The organism is Brevibacterium picturae, from assembly GCF_030453725.1.
Taxonomy (GTDB): domain Bacteria; phylum Actinomycetota; class Actinomycetes; order Actinomycetales; family Brevibacteriaceae; genus Brevibacterium; species Brevibacterium sandarakinum_A.
The window spans coordinates 1-2,761 of record NZ_JAKDJU010000274.1 but is presented as its reverse complement, the minus strand read 5'-3'; the positions used below and the strand labels follow the sequence as shown (position 1 = coordinate 2,761).

General features: G+C 65.3%; 5 protein-coding genes. 3 read left to right on the top strand and 2 right to left on the bottom strand.

The window, feature by feature from the left end; all coding sequences use genetic code 11:
• Positions 1-537 (top strand): calcium:cation antiporter (locus L0G76_RS15465; protein ID WP_487247011.1); only part of this gene is annotated, 537 nt, incomplete at its 5' end.
• A 3-nt stretch (positions 538-540) separates the two neighbouring features.
• Here L0G76_RS15465 and L0G76_RS15460 read toward each other — a convergent pair.
• The gene (locus L0G76_RS15460; protein WP_304358028.1) at positions 541-780 is read right to left on the bottom strand and encodes a hypothetical protein; all 240 of its coding nucleotides are present in this window, start codon (positions 778-780) and stop codon (positions 541-543) included.
• An 82-nt stretch (positions 781-862) separates the two neighbouring features.
• Here L0G76_RS15460 and L0G76_RS15455 point away from each other — a divergent pair, with 82 nt between their 5' ends.
• Entirely contained in the window at positions 863-1,759 is an 897-nt protein-coding gene (locus L0G76_RS15455; protein ID WP_304358027.1) for a LysR family transcriptional regulator, read from the top strand.
• On the opposite strand, the gene L0G76_RS15450 is transcribed toward L0G76_RS15455, so the two are convergent.
• A complete protein-coding gene (locus tag L0G76_RS15450) occupies positions 1,731-2,213 on the bottom strand; it encodes a winged helix-turn-helix transcriptional regulator (RefSeq protein ID WP_304358026.1) in 483 nt (160 codons plus the stop codon). The genes L0G76_RS15455 and L0G76_RS15450 overlap by 29 nt on opposite strands.
• A gap of 130 nt (positions 2,214-2,343) precedes the next feature.
• Between L0G76_RS15450 and L0G76_RS15445 the strand changes: the two genes are divergently transcribed.
• Positions 2,344-2,761 (top strand): PaaI family thioesterase (locus L0G76_RS15445; RefSeq protein WP_304358025.1); only part of this gene is annotated, 418 nt, incomplete at its 3' end.

The window sequence follows — 2,761 nt, the reverse complement described above, 5'->3', positions numbered from 1 at the left end:
CCCGCCGAGGTGGCCGATTCGTCCGCTGCGACCGCCGTCGAGACTGCACCGAAGCAGAGCATCGTCGAGATCATCTCCACGCACCGCACCGAGATCATCGTGCGCCTCGCCCTGCTCATCGCCACGGTCACACCGATCGTCCTGCTCAGCCACGATATGGCGTCGCTGCTCGATGACGGATTGGGCCGCCTCGGCGCTCCTGTGGCCCTGTCCGGGGTCGTCATCGCGATCATCGTCTTCCTCCCGGAGACGATCACCTCGGTGCGGGCGGCCTGGCAGGGAGAGATCCAGCGGGTGAGCAACCTGTGCCACGGGGCGCAGGTGTCCACGGTGGGGCTGACGATTCCCACGGTGCTGCTCATCGGCCTGCTCACCGATCAGCCGATCGTGCTAGCGGAATCCCCGGCGAACCTGCTGCTGCTCGCGGTCACCCTGCTGTTGTCGGTGACTGCTTTCGCGGCGAAGAGGGTCACAGCGATTCACGGCGCGGCTCACCTCGTCATCTTCGCGATCTTTGCAATCACGCTCTTCTCATAAGGCTCAGGGCTGATCGCCGCGCCGGCTCGCCACGTCCCGGCGAACCGAGAGTTCATCGGTGATGCGCTCGAGGCTGCGCCCCGAGGTCAGGGCGGCCCACCCGCGGGCCAGGGTCTGGACGACGGCAGGATTGTCCAGACGCTTCAGCCGCAGCCGGTCGTGCGAGGGCTGGAGGAAACGACCCATGCCGAAGAGGACGAGGGCGTACACGAAGGCGAGAAACAGCACCGGAATGATCCACATGCCTTCATCGTCTCCCCGAGCTTCAATCAAGCACAAGCAATTGTTTTCAAACGTCTGTCAGCAAACACTTTATAATCGGAGCATGCTCGACACCCACCGACTCGCAATCTGGAGGGCCGTGGTCGCCAGCGGCTCCGTCCAGCAGGCCGCGGCCAATCTCCAGTACACTCCGGCGACGATCAGCCAGCACATCATCAGGCTGCAGAAGGACGTGGGCCTGCCCCTCTACGAGAGGAGCGGGCGGGGAATCTCGCCGACTTCCGTCGGCGCGCGTCTGGCCGAGGAATCCGGTGAGGTCTTCTCCAGCCTGCGACGCCTCGAGGCCACACTCGATGACCTGCGTCGAGACCCCCGACCCCGGCTCGAGATCGGCTGTTTCTCTTCGGCGGCGAAGGAGTGGATACCTGCCATCGTCTCCTCCGTCGTCACCGAATTTCCCACGGTGCAGTTCGAAATCAGCCTCAGCCCCGCAACTGATGCCGAGGACTGGCGACCGCGCGACCTCGAGATCCATTCGGAGCAACCGTCTCTGCCGCCGACGACGATCCCGGGATTCCGTCGGCAGGTGCTCACCGAAGAGGACTACCTGCTCGTCCTCGCTTCCGATCATCACCTGGCCGGCGCCGAGGCGGTCTCGATGTCGGAGCTGAAGGACGAAGCGTGGGTCGATGCGGACATCAGCAATACGCCGGCAGGGTTCATCGTCACCCGAGCCTGCAATGCCGCCGGTTACGAGCCCCGCTTTGCGGCCGGCTCCGATGATCACTATGCCGTCCTGGCCATGGTCGCCGCCGGAGTCGGCGTCTCGGCCCTGCCCCCGCTGGCGGTTCGCGACCTGCCGGCAGGAGTGACGGCGGTACCGCTCATCGATCCGACACCTCGGCGCCGGATCGTCCTGCAGACGAGGGAAGCGGTCCATCACCACGCATACGTGCGCACCGCCGAGGAGCTCATCCGCGCACGGGCGCAGGCCGCATAGTCGCCGCAGGCGTCGGTGAGGTCACGGCCTCCCGCGGCGAGGAGATGGTGTGGCCGGCCGCGCATTCAACGACGGCACGGATCGGCTCGCCACAGTCGCGATGCAGCACCTCGAGAGGCGGACCATCGGTGTCGGCGCAGTGCTCGTCGCCCCACCTCAGCAGCGAGATCATCACCGGATAGAGATCGAGCCCCTTGTCCGTGAGCCGGTACTCCTTGCGCACGCGCTGCCCGGGCTCGCGATAGGGCTTGGACTCGAGGACTCCGGCGGCCACGAGCTTGCGCAGTCGGTCGGAGAGCACCGGATCGGAGACGCCGACATGATCGCGGATCTGATCGAACCTGCGCACCCCGTTGAACGCCTCGCGGAGAATGAGCATGGTCCACTTCTCCCCGATGACATCGAGGGTCTTCTGGATCGAACATTCCGCGGTGTCGAATTCCAACCACTCCATGTCTGCTCCTTCCATCGTCGGCCCCGTCATCGCCTCCCCATCGGTTGACCTGTCGCTCCATTGTAGGCTAACTTCAAATTATTCAGCCAGCTACCTCAGACAGCATCTCAGACAGCTCAAAGGAGAACTCATGAACGCACCATCAGGGTCCACCCCGAACGTTTCGCTCGAAGCCGCCAGCCGCTTCGTCGCCGCCTCGGGTCTCGTCATCGACGAGGTCACGAACACGACCGTCCGCGGCCATGCCGACCTGGGCGTCGACCACCACACCCCGTGGGGCGTCGTCCACGGCGGCGTGTACACCACCCTGGTCGAGAGCACGGGAAGCATCGGCGCCAGCCATGCGGTGGCCGAGCGCGGCGAATTCGCTGTCGGAATCCACAACGCCACCGACTTCCTGCGACCGACCACAGGTGCACGCGTGAGCGTCGAGGGCACCGCCCTGCACCAGGGGCGTACCCAGCAGCTCTGGGAAGTCATCATCACCGATTCGTCAACGGACAAGGTCCTTGCCCGCGGCCAGCTGCGCCTGCAGAACGTTCCGATCC

Coding starts and splice junctions, on each gene's coding strand:
- L0G76_RS15455 (WP_304358027.1), top strand. CDS start 863: ATGCTCGACACCCACCGACTCGCAATCTGGAGGGCCGTGGTCGCCAGC.
- L0G76_RS15450 (WP_304358026.1), bottom strand. CDS start 2,213: ATGGAGTGGTTGGAATTCGACACCGCGGAATGTTCGATCCAGAAGACC.
- L0G76_RS15460 (WP_304358028.1), bottom strand. CDS start 780: ATGTGGATCATTCCGGTGCTGTTTCTCGCCTTCGTGTACGCCCTCGTC.